The sequence below is a fragment of the Streptomyces sp. NPDC004647 genome (assembly GCF_040609575.1).
In the GTDB taxonomy this organism is placed as follows: Bacteria; Actinomycetota; Actinomycetes; order Streptomycetales; family Streptomycetaceae; genus Streptomyces.
Genome location: NZ_JBEXKU010000006.1, coordinates 1 through 19590 on the forward strand (window position 1 = coordinate 1; position 19590 = coordinate 19590).

Below are 19590 nucleotides of genomic sequence, written 5' to 3' on the forward strand. Positions count from 1 at the left end.
CGCCCCCCGGGCGGCCGGCCGCCCACCGGCCGGGGGGCCCGGGCCCCCCCCCGGTCCCGGGCCCCACCTTCCGTATGACGGGGCGCGTTGGCCCCGGGCGCTCAGCCCTCGGCCGGCTCCCGCCGCACCGACAGCAGGTCCTCCAGCTGCTCCTCCCGCGCTTGCGCCGCGACGAACAGCAGCTCGTCCCCGGCCTCCAGAGCGTCCTCCGGGTTCGGGGTGAGCACCCGGTTGCCCCGGATGATCGTGACCAGCGAGGTGTCCTCCGGCCAGTCCACGTCCCCCACGCGGGTGCCGGCCAGCGCCGACTCCGGAGGCAGGGTCAGCTCGACGAGGTTCGCGTCGCCGTGGCTGAAGCGCAGCAGCCGTACGAGGTCGCCGACGCTCACCGCCTCCTCCACCAGCGCCGACATCAGCCGCGGCGTGGACACCGCGACATCGACGCCCCAGGACTCGTTGAACAGCCACTCGTTCTTCGGGTTGTTCACCCGCGCCACGACCCGCGGGACCCCGTACTCGGTCTTCGCGAGGAGCGAGACGACCAGGTTCACCTTGTCGTCACCGGTCGCCGCGATGACCACATTGCAGCGCTGCAGCGCGGCCTCGTCCAGCGAGGTGATCTCGCAGGCGTCCGCGAGCAGCCACTCGGCCTGCGGCACCCGCTCCACGGAGATCGCCGTCGGAGCCTTGTCGACCAGCAGCACCTCGTGGCCGTTCTCCAGCAGCTCACCCGCGATCGAGCGGCCCACCGCGCCCGCACCGGCAATCGCGACTCTCATCGCTGCTCCTCCTCGGGCCCTTCGGCGAAGGCCGCCTCGACCTTCTCGATCTCGTTGCTGCGCATCATCACGTGCACGAGGTCGCCCTCTTGCAGCACCGTCTGCGAAGTGGGCAGCATCGCCTCCCCCAGTCGGGTGAGGAAGGCGACCCGTACGCCGGTCTCCTCCTGCAGCTTGCTCACCTTGTGACCCACCCAGGCCGGGGACGCGTGCACCTCGGCGAGCTGGACCGCGCCACTCGGGTCCCGCCACAGCGGCTCCGCGCCGGACGGCAGCAGCCGCCGCAGCATCTGGTCCGCCGTCCACCGCACCGTGGCCACCGTCGGGATGCCGAGGCGCTGGTAGACCTCGGCGCGACGGGGGTCGTAGATGCGGGCCGCGACGTTCTCGACGCTGAACATCTCGCGGGCCACCCGGGCGGCGATGATGTTGGAGTTGTCGCCGCTGCTCACCGCGGCGAACGCACCGGCCTCCTCGATTCCCGCTTCGCGAAGCGTGTCCTGGTCGAAGCCGACACCGGTGACCCGGCGGCCGCCGAAACCGGAGCCGAGACGGCGGAAGGCGGTGGGGTCCTGGTCGACCACGGCGACCGTATGCCCCTGCTGCTCCAGGGTCTGGGCGAGAGCGGATCCCACTCTCCCGCAGCCCATGATGACGATGTGCATTCGACCCTTACCCCGCACTCCTGCTTACCGTGCTGAACTGCGAAAACACCCTGCTCACATCTTCCTTGTCCGGCTCACGGGCAATACCCGGGGCAACAGCTCGCGGTATCGACGCGGCCCCCACTGGAGTCTTGTCCGCGCGGGTGCCTGACACAACCGTAGCCGCAAGCCCGAACGCCCGATCGGTCGCGCCCGGTAACGCCCCGTCGTACCCGGGCCGCGCGGCGATCAGCTGCTCACCGGCTCCGACACCGGGCGGAACCGGCCTCCCGCAAGGGCTCCGTACGGCTCCGCGGTGCGCGACGCCTTCCGGCTGGGCACCGCTTCCCGCGACCGTCCGTGGGAGTCCCGGACCAGCGCACTGTGCCCCGGGCGCGGCGGACAGTAACCGCAGGGTCGTGCATCCGTGACGGCTGCGCGGGCCGGCAGCACCCCGGCCGGGACCAGGGGCGGGTGGCGGGTAGGCGCCGTTCGGAGTAACCGCATACGATCCTCTGCGTGTCCAAACTGACCGACCTGCCCAAACGGATTCTGATCGGCCGGGCGCTGCGCAGCGACAGGCTCGGGGAGACGCTCCTCCCCAAGCGGATCGCTCTTCCCGTCTTCGCGTCCGACCCTCTGTCATCCGTGGCGTACGCGCCCGGCGAAGTGCTGCTCGTACTCTCCGTCGCGGGTGTCTCGGCGTACCACTTCAGCCCCTGGATCGCCCTCGCCGTCGTCGTGCTGATGTTCACGGTGGTCGCGTCCTACCGGCAGAATGTGCGCGCCTACCCGAGCGGTGGCGGCGACTACGAGGTCGCCAACACCAACCTCGGGCCCAAGGCGGGGCTGACGGTCGCCAGCGCGCTGCTGGTGGACTACGTCCTCACGGTCGCGGTCTCCATCTCCTCCGGCGTGGAGAATCTCGGCTCCGCGATCCCCTTCTTCGTCGAGCACAAGACGCTCTGCGCCGTCGGCATGATCGTGCTGCTGACCCTGATGAACCTCCGCGGCGTCAAGGAGTCGGGCAAGCTCTTCGCGATTCCCACCTACATCTTCGTCGCCGCTGTCTTCCTGATGATCGTCTGGGGTGGGGTCCGCGGCCTCGTGCTGGGCGACGACATGAACGCCCCCACCGCCGACTACACGATCAGGGCCGAGGAGACCGGACTGGCCGGCTTCGCCCTCGTCTTCCTGCTGCTGCGCGCCTTCTCCTCGGGCTGTGCCGCGCTGACCGGTGTCGAGGCGATCAGCAACGGCGTACCCGCCTTCCGCAAGCCCAAGAGCAAGAACGCCGCCACCACGCTGCTGTACATGGGCGCCCTCGCCGTCACGATGTTCTGCGGCATCATCGGGCTGGCGATGGCCACCGATGTGAAGATGGCCGAGAACCCGGCGCACGATCTGCTGCGCGACGGCACGGCGGTCGGCGCCGGCTACGTGCAGAACCCGGTGATCTCGCAGGTCGCGGCGGCGGTCTTCGGGGATGGGACCTTCCTGTTCGTGGTGCTCGCCGCGGCCACCGCGCTGGTGCTGTTCCTGGCCGCCAACACCGCGTACAACGGCTTCCCGCTGCTCGGCTCGATCCTCGCCCAGGACCGCTATCTGCCGCGCCAGCTGCACACCCGCGGGGACCGGCTCGCCTTCTCCAACGGCATCGTGCTGCTGGCCGCCGCCGCCGCGCTGCTCGTGTACATCTACGGTGCCGACTCCACGAAGCTGATCCAGCTCTACATCGTCGGTGTGTTCGTCTCCTTCACCCTCAGCCAGACCGGCATGGTGCGGCACTGGAACCGCCATCTGCGGACCGAGACCGACCCGGCCAAGCGCCGTCACATGATCCGCTCCCGCGCGATCAACACCTTCGGCGCCTTCTTCACCGGCCTGGTGCTGGTCGTCGTGCTGGGCACCAAGTTCACCCACGGCGCATGGGTCGCGCTGCTCGGCATGGTCATCTTCTACGTCACGATGACGGCGATCCGCCGGCACTACGACCGGGTCGCCGAGGAGATCGCCGCTCCGGAAGAGCCGGGCGACGACGTGGTGCGCCCCTCCCGTGTGCACTCCATCGTCCTGGTGTCCAAGCTGCACAAGCCGACGCTGCGCGCCCTCGCTTACGCCAAGCTGATGCGCTCGGACAAGCTGGAAGCGCTCACCATCAACGTCGACACCGCCGAGACCAAGGCGCTCCAGGAGGAGTGGGAGCGGCGCAACATCGACGTACGGCTGAAGGTCCTGGACTCGCCCTACCGCGAGATCACCCGCCCGATCATCGATTACGTCAAGCGGATCCGGCGCGAGAGCCCGCGAGACGCGGTGAGCATCTACATCCCCGAGTACGTCGTCGGCCACTGGTACGAGCACCTGCTGCACAACCAGAGCGCGCTGCGGCTCAAGGGACGGCTGCTGTTCACCCCCGGCGTGATGGTGACCTCGGTGCCGTACCAGCTGGAGTCGTCCGAGGCGGCGAAGCAGCGGGCGCGCAAGCGGGCGGAGTGGAACGCCCCGGGCTCCGTGCGGCGCGGTCCGGTGGGCGTGGACCGGGACAAGGAGAAGGCCAACAATCGGAAGTGAGGCCGGTGGGTCGCGGCGCCGTAGACTGGACGGCTGCAGTCCGCAGTGGCCGCCCTGCCCCGCACCCCACCCCGCACCCCCAGCTCAGGAGCACCTCCCCCGTGACAAACCCATCCACCGCATCGCTGGTCGGCGAGGAGTACGAGGTCGAGGTCGGACCCGTGGCGCACGGCGGGCACTGTATCGCCCGGACGCCGGGGGGCCGGGTGCTGTTCGTACGGCACACGCTGCCCGGTGAGCGGATCCTCGCCCGGGTCACCGAGGGCCAGGAGGACTCGCGCTTCCTGCGCGCGGACGCGGTGGAGGTGCTTCAGGCGTCCCCGGACCGGATCGAGGCCCCCTGCCCGTACGCCGGTCCCGGCAAGTGCGGCGGCTGCGACTGGCAGCACGTGGCCCCCGGTGCCCAGCGCCGGCTCAAGGCCGCGGTCGTGACCGAACAGCTCAGCCATCTCGCCGGGCTCACCCCCGAGGAGGCGGGCTGGGACGGGACGGTGGAGCCCGTGCCCGGTGACAAGGTGCCCAAGGGCGAGGTCCCGGCGTGGCGTACGCGCGTGCAGTACGCGGTGGACGCCGAGGGCCACGCGGGTCTGCGCAAGCACCGCTCGCACGAGGTGCAGCCGGTCGACCACTGCCTGATCGCGGCGCCGGGCGTGAGCGAACTGGGCGTCGAGAAGCGGGAGTGGCCGCAGATCGCGTCCATCGACGCCATCGCCGCGACCGGTTCGCACGACCGGCAGGTGATCCTCACCCCGCAGCCGGGCGGCCGGCTGCCGATCGTCGAACTGGACACCCCGGTCTCGGTGATGCGGGTCGACGAGAAGACCGGCGGCGTGCACCGGGTGCACGGACGCCCCTTCGTACGGGAACGGGCCGCCGGCCGCACCTGGCGGGTCGGCGCCGGCGGCTTCTGGCAGGTCCACACGAAGGCCGCCGACCTGCTGGTCGAGGCGGCCATGAAGGGGCTGATGCCGCGCAAGGGCGAGATGGCCCTCGATCTGTACTGCGGTGTCGGGCTGTTCGCGGGCGCGCTGGCCGAACGGGTGGGGGAGAACGGCGCGGTGCTCGGTATCGAGTCCGGCAAGCGCGCCGTCGAGGACGCCCGGCACAACCTCCAGGATCTGGACCGGGTCCGCATCGAGCACGGCAAGGTCGAGCAGGTGCTGCCGCGGACCGGGATCACCGAGGCGGATCTGATCCTGCTGGACCCGCCGCGGGCCGGGGCGGGCAAGCAGACGGTCACCCATCTCGCCGGGCTGGGCGCGCGCCGGATCGCGTACATCGCCTGCGACCCGGCGGCGCTCGCCCGTGACCTGGGGTACTTCCGGGCCGAGGGCTACCAGTTGGCCTCGCTACGTGCTTTCGACCTCTTTCCGATGACGCACCATGTGGAGTGCGTGGCGATCCTTAAGCCTGCGGCCAAGGACGCCTGACCTGCGGTTCTGTGGCCAGGGTTGATCGCTCGACCTGTTTTCCCTTCGGATAAGCAGTCGAGCGGACCGGCTGACCCGGGAGAGCAATTGACCTGTGGTTTCTGGCGACAGCGTTTGAATCGCTTTGATTTCGAACTTTGTTCGAGGACTCTCGACGCTCGGATGACGCTTGCTCCGTAGCTCTGGCCGAGCGTCGTGGCTGTGGTCACCGGGGTGATCGTGAGGTGATTCCGATATCGCGACGTCCGCGGGCACCTCACTCATGGTCTGCTGGGGATGCGGGAGCGGATCGCCGCGACAGGCGGCACTCTGCATACCGGCCCACGGCCCGGCGGCGGATACTGCGTCCACGCCGTACTTCAGCTGCCCGACCACGACGGCATCACGAGCAACGGAGGAACTGACCGGAGCCATCGGCGGCAACGGGGGGCGTGCCGTGGTCCCACCGGCGCCGCCAGGCCCGTCGTCACAGATGCGGACGTGCAGCTGTTCCGGTTCTTCCCTCCCACAGCAGGCGGACCCGGGTGCGGGACGCGCCCGCGTGCTTGACCGTGTTGGTCAGCGCCTCCTGGCGCAGGACGTCAAGGACAACCTGGACGACATCACCACCAAGCTCGGTGGACTCGCGAGCCTGGGCATCGCGTACCTCAGCGGGTACGCCGGCACCACCGTGGTCGACGACCTGACGGCGAAGGTGACCTTCAAGCAGCCCAACGCCTCCTTCCTCCAGGCCTCCTCCACACCGTCGCTGGGCCTGATCTCCGAGGCCAGCCTGAAGAAGACGCCGGCCCAGCGCTGCTCCACGGGCGTCGTGGGCTCCGGCCCGTTCACGCTGGCCGGCCACGTGCCGAACCAGTCGATCACCCTGGCCAACCGCAAGGGCTACGACTGGGGATCGGTGCCGTTCAAGAAGAAGGGCGCGGCCTACCTGGACAAGGTGGTCTTCAAGATCGTGCCCGAGAACGGGGTGCGGACCGGCTCCCTCCGGTCCGGCCAGGTCGACCTGATCGCCGGCCTGATCCGCTCGGACGAAGCGGCCCTGGCGTCCTCCGGCCAGGTACTGCGCACGGTCACGCTGTCGGGCACCAATGCGCTGTGGATCAACCACGCCGCGCCGCTGGTCAAGGATGTGAAGATACGTCAGGCCCTGATGTACGGTATCAACCGGCAGGACCTGGTCAGTCTGTTCCCGTCCGGGACGACGCCGGCCACCAGCATCCTGTCGCCCACCACGCCGGGCTACTCCGACGAGTCCTCGCTCGTCTCCTACGACCCGGCGAAGGCCAAGGCGCTGCTCGACGCGGACGGCTGGAAGGTTGGCGGCGATGGCATCCGCACCAAGGACGGCAGGCCACTGAGCATCAGCATCGGCAACCCCGGTGCGATCAGCAGCGTGAGCCCGGAGCTCGAACTCATCCAGCAGCAGCTGAAGGAGATCGGCGTCAAGATCACCATCAAGGAGATTCCGGTCGCCGCCGTCAACGAAGTGCAGCAGTCGGGCGCCTACGACATCCTCGTCGCCAGCGCGCAGCGCCCCGACGCCGACATCCTGCGCACGCAGTTCTCCACCAAGTTGGTCAACTCCTACAATTCGCGCCGAGTTCGCTCGACACCGTGCTCGACCAGCAGAACGCGACCACCGACACGGCCAAGCGCGCCCAGCTCATCGCGCAGGCCCAGCGGATCCTCCTGGGCAACGCCGACGTCATCCCCGTGGTGAACTACGTGACCGAGTTCGCCTTCTCGGGGAAGGCGCACGGCCTGGCGTTCAACCCGTCCGGTCATCTCATCCTCCACGACGCTTGGATCAGCCGATGACCAGTGAAGCCGTCACCTCAGTCCCCGGCCGCCGACGCGTGGTGTTCGGCACCGGGCTGACCACCGCGCTTGAAGGGACGGCCGAGCGTCTGCGCCACGCCGACGAGGCCGAACAGGGCGGCCTGGACCTCGTCACCGTCTCCGACCACCCGTACCTCGCGGACCGGGTCGACGCCTACGCGGCCCTGGGTGTGCTGCTCGGGCGCACCTCCCGGCTGTCGGTCCTCGCCAGCGTCACCAACCTGCCGAGCCGGTCGGCCCCGATGCTGGCCCGCACCGTCACCTCGCTGTCCGAGCTGTCGGGCGGCCGGTTCGTGCTCGGAATCGGCGCGGGCGGGCTGTGGGACGAGATCGCCAAGTTCGGCGTCCGCAAGCTGACGCCCGCCGAGGCCGTTCGGGCGTTCGAAGAGGGCATCCTGCTGATCCGGGCCCTGTCCGGCGGCGGCGAACCGGTCGACTTCGACGGCGAGTTCTACCAGGTCAAGGGCCTGGCGCCGGCGGCCACGCCCACGCCGCCGATCTGGACCGGCTCCAACGGCCCGAAGTCCCTGGCGGTGACCGGCAGGCTGGCGGACGGCTGGATTCCCGGCATCGGGCTCGCGCCCGGCCACGCCGCGGACTGGCGCGGGCCACGGGTCGCCTGGTCACGTCCGATCATCGACGAGGCTGCCGAGGCCGTCGGCCGCAAGCCGAGCGACATCGCCACGATCTACAACGTCACCGGCAGGATCACAGAGAAGCCGCTGACCGTCACCCGCGCCGAGAGCGGCCTCTGGCTGGGCGGCTCGGTGGGCCAGTGGGTCGAGGAACTCGTCACCGCGGTCAATGACTTCGGCGCGGCGGGATTCGTCCATCACAGGATCGACGACCCGACCTCGGCGGATCTCACCGTTGGCCGGTGGATTCATGAAGTCGTGCCGAAGGTGCGTGAGGCGATCGGGCAGCGGTGACGGGGGCCGTGTCGGCAGGGGCGGCGCAGTCCCGGCCGGAGCGGCGAGAGCGTGGGGCACGAAGGCCGCGGGGGCGGTGACGCCATCACCGCCCCCGCGGCCCGTCGAGCCGGGTGGAGTCGCGGCGGTTTCGGCCGTCAGGCCGGTTCGTCCCGCACGATCTTGCGGGTCACCGCCGCAAGGTGGCGCTGGTCGTCCACCGCCAGCCGCGCCAGTAGCCCTCGCACTCGCGCGGTGACGTCCTCGTAGATCCTCACGCCACGTCCAGACCGTCGTCGGTGAGGGTGACTTGGGTGGCACGCCGGTCGGCGGGGTCCCTGCTGCGCAGGACCAGGCCGCGCTGTTCGAGCCGGTCCACGAGGTTGCTGAGGTTCGACTTCTCGACGTGCAGTACCCCGCCCAGTTCGGTCATGCCGACCGAGCCGCGGACGACGACCGCGCAGACGAGTTCGACCTGCTGCTGACTGAGCTTGTGGCTACGGCCGACATCGGCGAACAGGTGCAGCACGTGGTGCGACAGATCGACCAGAGCCTCGGCGGGCCCCGCGTCCTGGGGCACCACCGCCGCCTTTGGGGTGGGGGGCTCGCCAGGCGTTCGGGGCATGGGCGCGCTCGCCGCCGGTGTCTTCGCTGATGTCATGATCTCTCGGGGACGAGGATGACAGAACGCGCACGCCCGGCGGCAGGCCCGCGAAGCGCGGGACGCGGTGCGAAGCCCGGCCCCCACCGCGTCCCGACCGGGCGTTCTGACCCAGCTCTGACGTTCGCCTGACGATATCCGAAGACAGGTGTGATTTTCCTGTCGAACCGGACCTGACTTTGACGCTTTTTCTCTTGATGCCGAGGCGCCTTCCGAAGAATATGGATGTCAGGGTCCGGAGCTTTGTGGCCAATGCCCTCCGCGACCGCCCCCGTCTCTCCATCCGACCAGGTATGGCCGGTCCTCGTAACCGCCGAATCACCTGGGTGTCGACGCACCGAACAAGCCGCGGCAGCCGAAACACCACAGTGTCCGATCGGACCCCGATACTGGCGTGTCAGAAGAGAATGGGAAACGATGCAGTCGAGCAGTTACGAAGCAAATCAGTGCGACAGTTATCGTTGCCGTAGAGCGGCTCTTGACGGCGGTGGGCGACGGCCCGCCGCCCGAGGCCGATTATGCCATGAGTGCTTCGGCCTGCTTTCAGCGGGAATTCGGGATCTGCCGCGGCTGTACGCGGAGTGCGAGGAGGCGCTCAGCGGTGGAGCCGCGGCAGGAGTCCGGGAGAAGACCAGCGGCGGGTCGCCGTCGCCGGGGCTGGTGTTCAACGGCTTCGCGGCCGAGGCCAGGACCCGGATCATCACCACGCTCGGGTCGTGGAGCGGCCTGGTCGCGGACCAGCGCGCGGTGTGCCCGCCGGTTCGGCAGGTCGGTGCGCTGTCGAACTTCCTGCTGACCCACCTCACTTGGCTCGCGGCCCACCCGGCGGCGGGCGAGCTCACCGCGGAGGTCGCGCGGGCCGCGGGCTTCGCGCGCCGCGCCGCCGATCCCAGCTCCGTGCAGCGGGTCGCGGTCGGGCCGTGTGTGATGCGGGGGTGCGACGGCGCACTCTCGGCGACCATACGCGGCGGCCGGGCCGGCGACACCCAGGTGCAGTGCACCGCGCACCCCGACCACCGGTGGGGTGAGCATGAGTGGGCACAGCTGCACCGGGAGACCCGGCGCAGCTCACCGCCCACCGGCGAGCACTGGTTGGCCGCCCCGGACATCGCCCGGCTGTGGAACACGCCGACCGGGACCGTCTACCGGCTCGCCAGCGAGCAGAAGTGGCGCCGCGTCTCCCGCGCAGGGCGCACGTACTACGCGGAAAACGACGTGGCCGCGAGCCTCAGCCGGCGCAAGGAGCGGGCCGTCCGGCGGTGACAGGCCAGAGGACGACGCCCAGGTCCGCCATCGCTGTATGTTCCGCGATGTATTTCCCGCGCGGGCCTTCCCCATCGGCTCTTCTGCTCAGCGCTTGCTGCGGCAGCCCTCTCGCTCCAGTCTTCCCGATCCGGCCTATCCACCCCGGATTCCCCATGCCCAGAAGGGGTTTCCACGCCGAAAGAAGAACGGTGCCCGTTTCCCGCTCGACCGACAACGGAACGACGTGGAGGAGACACGTATGCACAGCACCCTGATTGTGGCGCGCATGGACCCCGAAGAATTCGGGCACGTTGCCGATCTGTTTCGTAAATTCGACGAAACGGAGATGCCACACCTGATGGGTACCCGCCGACGTCAGCTATTCCACTACCAGGGGCTCTACTTCCACTTGCAGGACTTCGACTCCGACAACGGCGAAGAGCAGATCCAGGGAGCGCGGAAAGACCCGCGTTTCATCCGGATCAGCGATGACCTGAAGCCGTATATCCAGGCGTACGACCCGGCCACCTGGCGGTCTCCGGCCGACGCCATGGCGACGCGGTTCTACCAGTGGGAGGGCGCGTCGTGAGTGGTCGTCGCGTGGTCATCACGGGCCTGGAGGTGCTGGCCCCTGGTGGCGTCGGCGCCAAGGACTTCTGGTCGCTGCTGAGCGAGGGGCGTACCGCGACGCGGGGCATCACGTTCTTCGACCCGTCGCCGTTCCGCTCCCGGGTGGCGGCCGAGATCGACTTCGACCCAGAGGCACAAGGACTCCATCCGCAGGAGATCCGGCGGATGGACCGTGCCGCGCAGTTCGCGGTCGTCACCGCGCGCGGTGCGCTGAGTGACAGCGGCCTGGAGTTGGAGGGCTACGCCCCGCACCGGGTCGGCGTGACGGTGGGGACGGCGGTCGGCGCGACGATGGGCCTGGACGAGGAGTACCGGGTGGTCAGCGACGGCGGTCGGCTGGACCTGGTCGACCACACCTACGCGGTGCCGCACCTGTACAACTACCTGGTGCCCAGCTCCTTCGCGGCCGAGGTGGCCTGGGCGGTGTCGGCCGAGGGGCCGAACGCGGTGGTGTCCACCGGGTGCACTTCCGGCATCGACGCGGTGGGCTACGCGCTCGAGTTGATCCGTGAGGGATCGGCGGACGTGATGATCGCCGGCGCCTCGGACGCGCCGATCTCGCCGATCACCATGGCGTGCTTCGACGCGATCAAGGCGACCACGCCGCGGCACGACGAACCGCAGAAGGCCTCCCGCCCGTTCGACGGCACCCGCAACGGGTTCGTGCTCGGGGAGGGGGCGGCGTTCTTCGTGCTGGAGGAGTTGGAGTCCGCCCGGCGGCGCAACGCACACATCTACGTCGAGATCGCCGGGTACGCCACGCGCAGCAACGCCTACCACATGACGGGGCTGCGTCCGGACGGTGCGGAGATGGCCGAGGCGATCCGGTCCGCGCTGGACGAGGCGCGGATGAACCCGGAGGAGATCGACTACATCAACGCACACGGCTCGGGCACCAAGCAGAACGACCGGCACGAGACGGCGGCGTTCAAGAAGAGCCTGGGCAGCCACGCCCACGCCACGCCGGTCAGCTCCATCAAGTCGATGGTGGGCCACTCGCTGGGCGCCATCGGCTCCATCGAGATCGCCGCCTCGACCCTGGCGATGGCCTACAACGTGGTGCCGCCGACGGCGAACCTTCACACGCCCGACCCCGAGTGTGACCTGGACTACGTGCCCCTGACCGCCCGGGAACACCGGACCGACGCGGTACTGACCGTGGGCAGCGGCTTCGGCGGCTTCCAGAGCGCGATGGTGCTGGCCCGCCCCGAAAGGAACGCCGCATGAGTTCGCTGAGTCAACCTCTATGCCGCCAAGGGTGTGTCGGCGGTCGTGTTGATCTTGCGGTTGGTTTGGTGGGTGGCGGGGTCGTGGCAGGTTCCGTCGCGCCTGCGGGCCCACATCACGCGGAGCCAGGCGCGGGCGAGGATGCGGATGGCAGGGGGGTGCCGTTTGTCGCCGGTGCGGGCGTCGTCGTTGTTCTCGACGGCCTGATCGCGGCTGGCCTCGATCATCACAGGCAGATCGGCCGGGGCCCCGTGCTTGCCCAGCGAGGCCAGGGTCGTGGCGAAGTCCTCCTCAGCGTGGGCGAACTCCCACCGCTCGACGCGCTTGCCGGACTCGTCCATGACGGTCACGTCATGGGTCTCGGTCGCCCGGTCCCATCCGATGAACGCGAAGGTCGTACCCCTGTGCCTGCGACGGAGCACCTGTTCGGGGGCGAGGACGTCTGCCGGGAGTTCGTTGATCGGCCTTCTGCGGGGCGTGTCCCTGAAGCCGATCAGACGGCCTCGGTCCGGTGGGGCCGGCGGGACTCACGCCGGCCGTCGAACGGCTCGCGCATCTGGCCGTGCGCCCACCGGGACCAAGAGGTCACAACCCTACCGAAGAGGGCTGCAGAAGGAATGGACCTTTGATGAGCGTCTCGGCGGTGGTGACCGGCCTCGGTGTGGTCGCCCCCAACGGACTAGGAGCCCAGGAGTACTGGGCGGCCGCGCGCGTCGGCACGAGCGCGATCGGCCGGATCTCCCGGTTCGACCCGACCGGGTACCCCTCTCGGCTGGCCGGCGAGATCCACGGCTTCGTGGCCGAGGACCACCTGCCCAACCGGCTGCTGCCGCAGACCGACCGGATGACCCGGCTCGCGCTGGTGGCGGCGGATTGGGCGCTGGAGGACGCCGGCGTCGACCCGCGGGAACTGCCCGCGTTCGACATGGGCGTTGTCACCTCCAGTGCCTCCGGCGGCTTCGAGCTCGGCCAGGGCGAGCTGCAACGGCTGTGGAGCCAGGGCAGCGAGTACGTGAGCGCGTACCAGTCCTTCGCCTGGTTCTACGCGGTCAACAGCGGTCAGATCTCCATCCGCCACAACATGCGCGGCCCCAGCGGAGTGGTCGTCAGCGACCAGGCGGGCGGGCTGGACGCGGTCGCGCAGGCGCGGCGGCAGATCCGCAGGGGCACGCCGCTGATCGTCTCCGGCGGGGTGGACGCCTCCTTGTGCCCGTGGGGCTGGGTGGCCCAGCTGACCAGCGGCCTGCTGAGTACCGACGACGACCCGAGCACGGCGTACCTGCCGTTCGATCGCAGGGCCTCCGGGCACGTGCCGGGCGAGGGCGGCGCCATCCTCATCGTGGAGCGCCGGGACCTGGCCGAGGCGCGCGACGCGCGGGTCTACGGCGAGATCGCCGGCTACGGCGCCACCTTCGACCCCCGTCCGGGCAGCGACCGTCCGCCGGCGCTGCGCGCGGCGATCGAGGCCGCGTTGGCCGACGCCGGCGCGGAGGCCGCCGACGTGGACGTGGTCTTCGCCAACGGCGCGGCTCTGCCGGAACTGGACCGGGTGGAGGCTGAGGCGATCAACGCGGTCTTCGGTGCCCGGCAAGTGCCGGTCACCGTGCCCAAGACGGCGACCGGCTCGCTGTACTCCGGTGCCGCCGCGCTCGATCTGGCGACGGTCTTCCTCGCCATCGAGGAGGGTCTGATCCCGCCGACGGTGAACACCGAGCCGGACGAGGGCTACGGCCTGGACATCGTGGTCGGCCGTCCGCGCACCGCCGAGGTCCGTACGGCGCTCGTCCTGGCGCGCGGTCACCGGGGCTTCAACTCGGCGATGGTCGTGCGCTCCGCTGACTGACCTGACTGACTGATCGAACCGACGACACCGGGAGTGAAAGACGATGCCTGTAGCCTCCGACGCCCCACCGGCCTTCGGCCGTTCCGACGTCAAGGCGGTGGTGGTCACCACCGCGTCGCTGCCGAAACCGAACGCCGCGGAGCTCGCCGACACCGTGGCCGCGCGCTGGCAGGCCGGCCCGTGGCCGGCCGAGCAGGTCGCGCTGAGCGTCTTCACCAGCGGGGACGGTACCTCCGTGCTGACCTACGCGCAGTGGTCGGCGCGCGGCGCGCTGGAGGAGTCGCTGAAGGACGTCGGGAGCGTGTCGTGGGCGAACGCCCCGGGCGCGCTGCTGGGTGAGGGCGCCGACAACGGGGTGCGGACCACCGGGCCGCTGCCGTTCGGGATCTATCGCACCGTGCGCGGCACCGCGGTCACCGAGGAGGATCCGGTGCCAGTGAGTTTCCCGGTGGCGTTCTTCACGATGGCCGACGAGGCGTCGGCGACGGCGTGGGTGGACGGCCTGCTGTCGGCGGAGGAGGAGAACGAGGGCGACGAGCGCGCCTACCCGGGCGCCATCGCGGCCAACTTCCACGTCAGCCTGGACGGCACCCGGGTGCTGGTCCTGTCGGAGTGGCTCTCCGAGGAGGCGGCCTCGCAGCACATCGCCGACGTGTGGGACCCGATCCTGGCGCACTTCGGCGGCGACGCCGGCGCGCTGTACCGGCACCACACGACGCTCAACGCGCCGGAGAAGGCGGCCGGCTGACGGTGCCGCGCGCGGGTCGGCCCCAGGAGGAAGGCCCGCCTGCGACCCGACCACCCACTCGGCAGTGCCGCGAAGTCGCGTGCCCGCGTCCAAGGAGTGCATCCAGTCGCCATGGTTACTCGTCACCGAATCCTGGTTACTCGCCACCGAAGCGGTCAGCCCGTGTGCGGCGCGCCGCACACTCCCACCGTCACGGTGGGCGCGGCCGGCCCGTCGAAGGTCCCGTCGCCGGCCGGTCGTCCACCGGGCCGCTCCCGCCACGGCATCCCCGGAAGCGGGATGCTGACCCGATGAGCGGGCCGGAGAAGGTCGGCGCGCACGTCGGCGGGGGTCCGGTCGGGCCATACGCCGACTCGCTGGAGCCGGACGTGCTGATCGTCGGTGCCGGTCCGGTCGGGCTGTTGCTGGCCGGCGATCTGGCGTCCGTCGAGGTGCGAGTGACAGTGGTGGAGGCGCTCACCGAGCCGATCACCGAGTCGCGTGCCTCGACCTTGCACGCGCGCACCATGGAGGTGCTGGCCGCGAGGGACCTGTTGCAGCGGCTGGGCCCGCCGCCGCCCGGTGGTCCCGGCCACTTCGGCGGCCTGCGGCTGGACCTGGCCGAGGCCGACCCGCAGCACCCGCACGCCGGACAGTGGAAGTGCCCGCAGACACTGCTGGAGCGTGAACTCGCCTGGCGATCGGGCGAGTTGGGAGCGCGGCTGCTGCGCGGGCACCGGCTCGTCACGCTGACCCAGACCGCCCGCCGGGTGGAGGTCGAGTTGGAGTCGGCCGACGGCTCCCGCGTCGCGGCACGGGCACCCTACCTGGTCGGGTGCGACGGCGAACGCAGCACCGTACGGGAGCTGGCAGGCTTCACTCTGGCCGGCCGGAGCGCCGGGCGGGAGATGCTGCGGGCCGACGTCGCCGGCATCGACGTGCCCAACCGCCGCTTCGAGCGTCTGCCGCGGGGCATGGCGACAGCAGCCCGGTGGCCGGACGGCTCGACGCGGCTGATGGTGCACCTGTACGGCCACCGGCCGCAGCCACGCTCGGGTCCGCCCTCCTTCGCCGAGGTCGCCGACGCGTGGGCCACGGTGACCGGCGAGGACGTCGGACACGGCACGCCGCTATGGCTCAACGCGTTCGACGACACCAGCCGGCAGGTCACCCGCTACCGGCAGGGCCGGGTGCTGCTGGCCGGCGACGCCGCGCACCTTCAGATGCCCGTCGGCGGCCAGGCGCTCAACCTCGGTCTGCAGGACGCCGCTGACCTGGGGGGCAAGTTGGCCGCGCGGGTGCTGGGGCGGGGCGGCGACGAGGTCCTGGAGAGCTACCACGACAGCCGTCATCCGGTGGGCGCGCGCACGCTGTCCAACATCCGCGCCCAGACACTGCTGCTCCTCGGCGACCAGCAGGTGGAGCCGCTGCGGTCCACCTTCGGGGAGCTGTTGGAGGACCGGGCGGTCCGCCGTCACCTGGCCGGGATGATCAGCGGGCTCGACACGGCCGCACCGGTACCCGGCGTCCTGCGGCCGACACCCGCGCCGGCGCCCAGCCGGTCCCACCTGACACCTGAGAGGACCACCGTGAGCAGGCTCATCGACAAGACCGCGCTGGTAACCGGCTCCAGCCGGGGCATCGGGCGCGCCATCGCCACCCAACTCGCCGCCGAGGGCGCCTTGGTGGCCGTGCACTACGCCTCGAACGCCGACGCGGCACTGGAGACCGTCGAGTTGATCGAGAAGGACGGCGGCCGGGCGTTCCCGGTGCGGGCCGAGCTCGGCGCGCCCGGCGACGTGCACCAGCTGTTCCTGGGCCTGGAGAAGGGACTGAAGGAGCGGATCGGGGAGGCCAGGCTGGACATCCTCGTCAACAACGCGGGCGCGATCACCCCGGCCGGCCAGCAGCCGGAGGACACCACCCCGGAGGAGTTCGACCACCTGTTCGCGGTCAACGCCAAGGCTCCGTTCTTCATCGTGCAGCGTGCGCTCGGCATCATCCCCACGGGCGGCCGGATCATCAACATCTCCTCCGGCCTGACCCGGTTCTCCAACCCGGAGCAGACCGCCTACGCCATGACCAAGGGCGCCATCGAACAGCTGTCGCTGCACCTGGCCCGGCACCTGGCGCCGCGGCTGATCACCGTCAACAGCGTCGCTCCCGGCATCACCGACAACGGCGGCGCGGTGTTCGACATCCCCGAGGCGGTGGAGCAAATGGCGCAGCTGTCGGCCTTCAAGCGGGTCGGCAAAGCCGAGGACGTCGCCGACGTGGTCACCTTCCTCGCCACCGACGAGGCGCGCTGGATCACCGGAGCATTCATCGACGCCACCGGCGGCACGTTGCTGTAGGGCCTGGCCCCGGCATGCCGCCCCGGGGGTCGCGCGAACCCGGCGGCCCCCCGACCCCGCGACGTACGGCACGCGCGAGCGCGGCCGACGTCGCCACCCGCGCGACCGCACAAGATTGGGAGTGGAGCATGAAGGTTGGCTTGTTGTTCGACGCGCGCAACCCCGAGGGGTGGCAGCGCCCCTGGGCGGACCACTACGCGCAGATCCTGGAGCTGTGTGAGGAGGCCGAGCTGCGCGGCGCCGAAGGGGTGTGGTTCACCGAGCACCACCTCTTCCCCGACGGCTATCTTCCGCAGCCCCTGACGCTCGCGGCGGCGGCCGCGGCCCGCACCCGCCGGGTGCGGATCGGCACCTCCATCCTCCAGCCCGCGCTGCGCGTGCCGGCCCAGCTGGCCGAGGAGGCGGCGGTGGTCGATCTGATCAGCGGCGGCCGGCTGGAGTTGGGCGTGGGCGCCGGCTACCGGGTGCCGGAGTATGAGCTGTTCGGCGCGAACATCAAGACCCGCTTCCGGCGCACGGAGGCGAACATCGTGGAGATGCGCCGGCTGTGGGAGGAGCGCGGCATCACGCCGCTGCCCATCCAGGACCCGGTGCCGCTGTGGGGCGGTTTCTACGGGCCGCGCGGGGCGCGCCTGGCCGGCCGGCTGGGTATCGGGCTGCTGCACATCAACCCGACGATGTTCGAGCACTACCGGCAGGGCCTGGCCGAGGGCGGGCACCCGCCGGAGACCGCGCGGGTCGGGGACCTGGTGCCGATCATCCTCGCCGACGACCCGGACGCGGCCTGGGCGCGGGTCGCGCCCTACCTGGCCCACCAGATGAACAGCTACCGGCAGGCGTCGGTGGAGGGCACCGACACCCCGCCGCCGCCGCTGATCCGCGCCGAGGAGCTGCGCAACCGGGACCCCGACGGGCCGTGGGGCATGTTGGAGATCCTGACGCCCGAGGACGCGGCCACGCGCATCACCGATCTGACCCGGGGGCTGCCGGTCACCCAGCTCATCTTCTGGGCGAGCGTGGCCGGGATGCCCGATGACCTGGTCGTACGGAACATCGAACTGATCAGCCAGGCGCTGCCGCCGCTGTTGCGGGCGGCGGCCGAAGTCGGGGCCGACGCGCCCGTCGGCGTCTGAGGGCCCGGCCCGCACCAGACGCGTCAGGTCCGCACCGGGCGCGCATCAGGTTCGTCAGCAGCACCCACACCACTTCCCACATCGCTGAGGGGTATCCATGGGCAGCACACTGCAGGGCAGAACAGCGCTGGTCACCGGGGCCAGCCGGGGCATTGGGCGGGGCATCGCGCAGCGCCTGGCCGAGGACGGCGCAGTGGTCGCCGTCAACTACGCCACGAACGAGAGCGCGGCGAAGGAGACGGTGGCGCTGATCGAGGAGGCCGGTGGCCGCGCGTTCGCCGTGCGCTCCCAACTGGGCACGCCGGACTCGATCCAGCAGCTGCTGTCGGCGGTGGAGGCCGGCCTGGTGGAGCACACCGGTGGCCCGACGCTGGACATCCTGGTGAACAACGCGGCGGCCACCGGCTTCGCGGGCACGGCGCCGGAGGCGGTGACCGAGGAGATCCTGGACCACTGCTACACCCTCAACGCCAAGGTGCCCTTCCTACTCACCCAGCAGGCGCTGCGGCTCATCCCGGACGGCGGACGGGTGGTCAACATCTCCTCCGGCGTCACCCACGCCACCTTCCCGCCGCAGATCGCCTACGCGATGGGCAAGGGCGCACTGGAGCAGATCACGCTGCACCTGGCGCCGGTGCTGGCGCAGCGGAACATCACCATCAACACCGTGGCCGCGGGCATCACCGACACCGGCGACCCGGTGTTCAGCAACCCCGAGGCGGTCAAGGCGATGTCCGCGCAGTCGACCTTCAACCGGGTCGGCACGGTCTCGGAGGTCGCCGCCATCGTGGCGTTCGTCGCGTCCGGCGACGCGCGCTGGATGACCGGCGCGTTCGTGGACGCCACCGGCGGCACCCTGCTCGGCTGAGCAGACCCCCACCCCGCACGACGACAGCATCAGCTGAGGAGACGACGATGAGCAACACGACCGTGTCGGCGGTGGGCTTCGCCCGCCCCAGGCCCGAGGTGGCCGAGGAGTTCGGCGCCAAGCTGGTCGCGCTCGCCACGCGGGCGCGCACCGAGCAGGGCAGCGTCCACACCTACATCCACCGCGACATCGCCGAGGAGAACCTCCTCGTCTTCTACGAGACGTGGGAGTCCCAGGCGGACGTGGACCGGCACCTGGACCAGCCGTACATGAAGGAGTTCCTGACCAGCCTGCCGGACTACCTGCGGGAGGAGCTGAAGGTCCATCAGCTGACGCTGGTCGGCCCGCTGTCGGAACCGGCCGCCGCTCCCACCGACCCGGCGGAGATGAACCAGCGGTACGTCGACGCCTACAACGCCAGGGACATCGACGGCCTCCTGTCGGTCTACGCGCCCGGCGCCCAGTCGGTCTGGCAGCCCGGCCAGGCGGTCACCGCGGCCGAACACCGCGACACGGTCGTGGAGTTCCTCAAGCGTGAGCCGCGGCTGACCGCCGATGTGCGGGAGACCTACGTGGTCGGTGACACTGCCGCGCTGGTCGTCGACTGGAGCCTGGAGGTGCCCGGGGCCCCGGAACTGACCGGCACCGGGCGGGGTCTGGACGTGCTGAAGAAGAACGCCCAGGGGCAGTGGCGCTACATCATCACCAACCCCTTCGGGAGCCTGTGA

At 70.5% G+C, this 19590-nt stretch carries 17 protein-coding genes; 13 read left to right on the forward strand and 4 right to left on the reverse strand.

Features of this window, described 5'->3' with window-relative positions:
• Positions 1–101: 101 nt before the first annotated feature.
• Positions 102–779, reverse strand: a complete 678-nt coding sequence (locus ABZW18_RS04105; RefSeq protein WP_356181773.1) for a TrkA family potassium uptake protein — start codon at positions 777–779, stop codon at positions 102–104.
• Complete coding sequence (locus ABZW18_RS04110; protein ID WP_356181776.1) at positions 776–1444, reverse strand: TrkA family potassium uptake protein; 669 nt, start codon at positions 1442–1444, stop codon at positions 776–778. Before ABZW18_RS04110 ends, ABZW18_RS04105 begins: the two co-directional genes overlap by 4 nt.
• 498 nt (positions 1445–1942) lie before the next feature.
• Between ABZW18_RS04110 and ABZW18_RS04115 the strand changes: the two genes are divergently transcribed.
• From ABZW18_RS04115 to ABZW18_RS04130, 4 genes are all read left to right on the forward strand, one after another.
• Positions 1943–3997, forward strand: coding sequence for an APC family permease (locus ABZW18_RS04115; protein ID WP_356181779.1), 2055 nt, complete (start codon positions 1943–1945; stop codon positions 3995–3997).
• Between the two features lie 101 nt (positions 3998–4098).
• The gene (locus tag ABZW18_RS04120) at positions 4099–5427 is read left to right on the forward strand and encodes a class I SAM-dependent RNA methyltransferase (RefSeq protein WP_356181781.1); all 1329 of its coding nucleotides are present in this window, start codon (positions 4099–4101) and stop codon (positions 5425–5427) included.
• Between the two features lie 541 nt (positions 5428–5968).
• Positions 5969–7147, forward strand: coding sequence for an ABC transporter substrate-binding protein (locus tag ABZW18_RS04125; protein ID WP_356181784.1), 1179 nt, complete (start codon positions 5969–5971; stop codon positions 7145–7147).
• Between the two features lie 94 nt (positions 7148–7241).
• Positions 7242–8195: an LLM class flavin-dependent oxidoreductase gene (locus ABZW18_RS04130; RefSeq protein WP_356181786.1), complete on the forward strand. Its 954-nt coding sequence runs from the start codon at positions 7242–7244 to the stop codon at positions 8193–8195.
• A gap of 253 nt (positions 8196–8448) precedes the next feature.
• Here ABZW18_RS04130 and ABZW18_RS04135 read toward each other — a convergent pair whose 3' ends face one another.
• A complete protein-coding gene (locus ABZW18_RS04135; protein WP_356181789.1) occupies positions 8449–8754 on the reverse strand; it encodes a MarR family transcriptional regulator in 306 nt (101 codons plus the stop codon).
• Between the two features lie 741 nt (positions 8755–9495).
• Here ABZW18_RS04135 and ABZW18_RS04140 point away from each other — a divergent pair.
• The 3 genes from ABZW18_RS04140 (at position 9496) to ABZW18_RS04150 (ending at position 11937) form a co-directional block, all read left to right on the forward strand.
• On the forward strand, positions 9496–10098 hold the full coding sequence (locus ABZW18_RS04140) for a hypothetical protein (RefSeq protein WP_356181791.1): 603 nt from the start codon (positions 9496–9498) through the stop codon (positions 10096–10098).
• A gap of 241 nt (positions 10099–10339) precedes the next feature.
• Positions 10340–10669 (forward strand): TcmI family type II polyketide cyclase, encoded by a 330-nt coding sequence (locus ABZW18_RS04145; protein WP_356181794.1) that lies wholly within the window; start codon positions 10340–10342, stop codon positions 10667–10669.
• The gene (locus ABZW18_RS04150) at positions 10666–11937 is read left to right on the forward strand and encodes a beta-ketoacyl-[acyl-carrier-protein] synthase family protein (protein ID WP_356181796.1); all 1272 of its coding nucleotides are present in this window, start codon (positions 10666–10668) and stop codon (positions 11935–11937) included. The genes ABZW18_RS04145 and ABZW18_RS04150 overlap by 4 nt, the downstream gene beginning before the upstream one ends.
• Before the next feature lie 17 nt (positions 11938–11954).
• Here the strand turns inward: ABZW18_RS04150 and ABZW18_RS04155 are convergent, their stop codons facing one another.
• Complete coding sequence (locus tag ABZW18_RS04155; protein WP_356181799.1) at positions 11955–12287, reverse strand: hypothetical protein; 333 nt, start codon at positions 12285–12287, stop codon at positions 11955–11957.
• Positions 12288–12565: 278 nt separating this feature from the next.
• Here ABZW18_RS04155 and ABZW18_RS04160 point away from each other — a divergent pair, with 278 nt between their 5' ends.
• The 6 genes from ABZW18_RS04160 (at position 12566) to ABZW18_RS04185 (ending at position 19590) form a co-directional block, all read left to right on the forward strand.
• Entirely contained in the window at positions 12566–13780 is a 1215-nt protein-coding gene (locus ABZW18_RS04160) for a ketosynthase chain-length factor (protein WP_356181801.1), read from the forward strand.
• Between the two features lie 43 nt (positions 13781–13823).
• The gene (locus tag ABZW18_RS04165) at positions 13824–14528 is read left to right on the forward strand and encodes a hypothetical protein (protein ID WP_356181804.1); all 705 of its coding nucleotides are present in this window, start codon (positions 13824–13826) and stop codon (positions 14526–14528) included.
• A 290-nt stretch (positions 14529–14818) separates the two neighbouring features.
• Positions 14819–16861, forward strand: coding sequence for an SDR family oxidoreductase (locus ABZW18_RS04170; RefSeq protein WP_356181807.1), 2043 nt, complete (start codon positions 14819–14821; stop codon positions 16859–16861).
• 128 nt (positions 16862–16989) lie between these two features.
• Positions 16990–17994: an LLM class flavin-dependent oxidoreductase gene (locus ABZW18_RS04175; protein ID WP_356181810.1), complete on the forward strand. Its 1005-nt coding sequence runs from the start codon at positions 16990–16992 to the stop codon at positions 17992–17994.
• A gap of 97 nt (positions 17995–18091) precedes the next feature.
• On the forward strand, positions 18092–18862 hold the full coding sequence (locus ABZW18_RS04180; RefSeq protein ID WP_356181812.1) for an SDR family oxidoreductase: 771 nt from the start codon (positions 18092–18094) through the stop codon (positions 18860–18862).
• 47 nt (positions 18863–18909) lie between these two features.
• On the forward strand, positions 18910–19590 hold the full coding sequence (locus tag ABZW18_RS04185; protein ID WP_356181815.1) for an antibiotic biosynthesis monooxygenase: 681 nt from the start codon (positions 18910–18912) through the stop codon (positions 19588–19590).

What these genes read in the sequence shown, in the direction of transcription:
- ABZW18_RS04145 (WP_356181794.1), top strand. Translation starts at nt 10,340, where the DNA reads ATGCACAGCACCCTGATTGTGGCGCGCATGGACCCCGAAGAATTCGGG.
- ABZW18_RS04180 (WP_356181812.1), top strand. Translation starts at nt 18,092, where the DNA reads ATGGGCAGCACACTGCAGGGCAGAACAGCGCTGGTCACCGGGGCCAGC.
- ABZW18_RS04185 (WP_356181815.1), top strand. Translation starts at nt 18,910, where the DNA reads ATGAGCAACACGACCGTGTCGGCGGTGGGCTTCGCCCGCCCCAGGCCC.
- ABZW18_RS04165 (WP_356181804.1), top strand. Translation starts at nt 13,824, where the DNA reads ATGCCTGTAGCCTCCGACGCCCCACCGGCCTTCGGCCGTTCCGACGTC.
- ABZW18_RS04110 (WP_356181776.1), bottom strand. Translation starts at nt 1,444, where the DNA reads ATGCACATCGTCATCATGGGCTGCGGGAGAGTGGGATCCGCTCTCGCC.
- ABZW18_RS04170 (WP_356181807.1), top strand. Translation starts at nt 14,819, where the DNA reads ATGAGCGGGCCGGAGAAGGTCGGCGCGCACGTCGGCGGGGGTCCGGTC.
- ABZW18_RS04130 (WP_356181786.1), top strand. Translation starts at nt 7,242, where the DNA reads ATGACCAGTGAAGCCGTCACCTCAGTCCCCGGCCGCCGACGCGTGGTG.
- ABZW18_RS04105 (WP_356181773.1), bottom strand. Translation starts at nt 779, where the DNA reads ATGAGAGTCGCGATTGCCGGTGCGGGCGCGGTGGGCCGCTCGATCGCG.
- ABZW18_RS04160 (WP_356181801.1), top strand. Translation starts at nt 12,566, where the DNA reads ATGAGCGTCTCGGCGGTGGTGACCGGCCTCGGTGTGGTCGCCCCCAAC.
- ABZW18_RS04175 (WP_356181810.1), top strand. Translation starts at nt 16,990, where the DNA reads ATGAAGGTTGGCTTGTTGTTCGACGCGCGCAACCCCGAGGGGTGGCAG.